General features: G+C 49.0%; 2 protein-coding genes and 1 pseudogene. All 3 read left to right on the top strand.

Going from position 1 to position 1,264, the window contains the following annotated elements; translation table 11 throughout:
* Positions 1–95 precede the first annotated feature (95 nt).
* Entirely contained in the window at positions 96–593 is a 498-nt protein-coding gene (locus JQF37_RS31205; protein WP_204149930.1) for a GyrI-like domain-containing protein, read from the top strand.
* 61 nt (positions 594–654) lie between these two features.
* Positions 655–870, top strand: coding sequence for a DUF6434 domain-containing protein (locus tag JQF37_RS31640; protein WP_130208223.1), 216 nt, complete (start codon positions 655–657; stop codon positions 868–870).
* 170 nt (positions 871–1,040) lie between these two features.
* A pseudogene (locus JQF37_RS31635) lies at positions 1,041–1,160 on the top strand (helix-hairpin-helix domain-containing protein); the annotation flags it as partial.
* Between the last annotated feature and the right edge of the window lie 104 nt (positions 1,161–1,264).

Here is a 1,264-nt window from a genome sequence, read left to right as displayed (position 1 = left end):
GTTGTTTGGTCATCAGACACCTCTATCTGGCGAGCATTCTCGCCTAAATGGGTGTCCGGTTTCATTAGACCACTACACTGGTGGAGCCTTTACGCATGAAAGAAAGGAAGCTCATAACCCTATCTGAACCCCGCTTTGAAACTAGATCCGAGTTTTTCATTGCTGGTCTGGGGGATCGTTTTACCTTCGATAGGAACGAAGGGATCGTCAGTTTGTGGCAAGCGTTCGCCCCTTACATAGGGCGAATACCAAGTCAGGTAAACTGCTGGAACTATGGACTATGCTGTAATCCTGAAGAGGATGGTAGTTTTGAGTACATTGCTGGCACAGAGGTGTCCAGCGTCGACAGTCTTCCTCCCGCTTTTAGGTTCTTCAAAGTGCCTCAGCAAAACTATGTCGTGTTTCGACACCTGGGCCATATCTCGACAATCCATCAGACATTCTTCACCATTTTCAATCACTGGTTGCCTGAATCTGAATATGAGCTTGCCGACGCTGCTGAATTCGAGCAGTACAGCTCTGATTTCGAACCATCCCGAGGTAAGGGTTACGTGGATGTGTGGATACCGCTTGCAAGAGCCCAAGCATCCTAATTGTGGGATCTAAGCCTGCTATAAATCTATAAATCAGACCACTAGGTATGGAGTCTGCCCAATGAGTTTTAACTGGCACAGTGATCAGCTCACTAGAAATACGACAGTTTGCAAGAGTTATCGAAATACACAGAATGTTCGCAGATTCATGATGGAACACTGCGGCGTGGACTTTAAATTTGACAGGGCTTTTATGGCCTGGATACGTAATGACGTGCCTAAAACTCTCGGAGAAGTCGTCGATGAGTGGCTGCACCAACATCGCGATACCAATTGAGCGCGCGGCAAGTATCAGGCCATTAACTCTTCAAACGGTTGCCTATTTGGTAAGCATCTGCCAAACCCACCTTCCTGATGCTTACGCTGAGGGCGATGGAGTCCATCTATTGAGATGCCCTCTCCCGTCGGGCAAACTCCGGCTCATTGGCCGATAACAGGAGTTTACGGATGCCATTTCCACTGACGGAACATAATGCCTTGTTGGCCCTAAAGGGCGTAGGGCCGGCCGTTATCACTCGCCTTGAGCAGATGGCCATTGACTCGCTAGCTGTGCTCAGCAAAGGTAACCGTCCGGGCAACACACCTTCCTGACACCGTCGCTTGAGGCGATGGTGTCCACCTAAATTTAAGTGGACACCATTTTTAGCCTTTTTAAGCGGACGCCTATGCCA

Origin of the sequence: Pseudomonas sp. MIL9, assembly GCF_016887925.1 — a bacterium.
Classification (GTDB): Bacteria; Pseudomonadota; Gammaproteobacteria; order Pseudomonadales; family Pseudomonadaceae; genus Aquipseudomonas; species Aquipseudomonas mohnii.
This window is presented reverse-complemented; position numbering and strand designations above follow the sequence as displayed.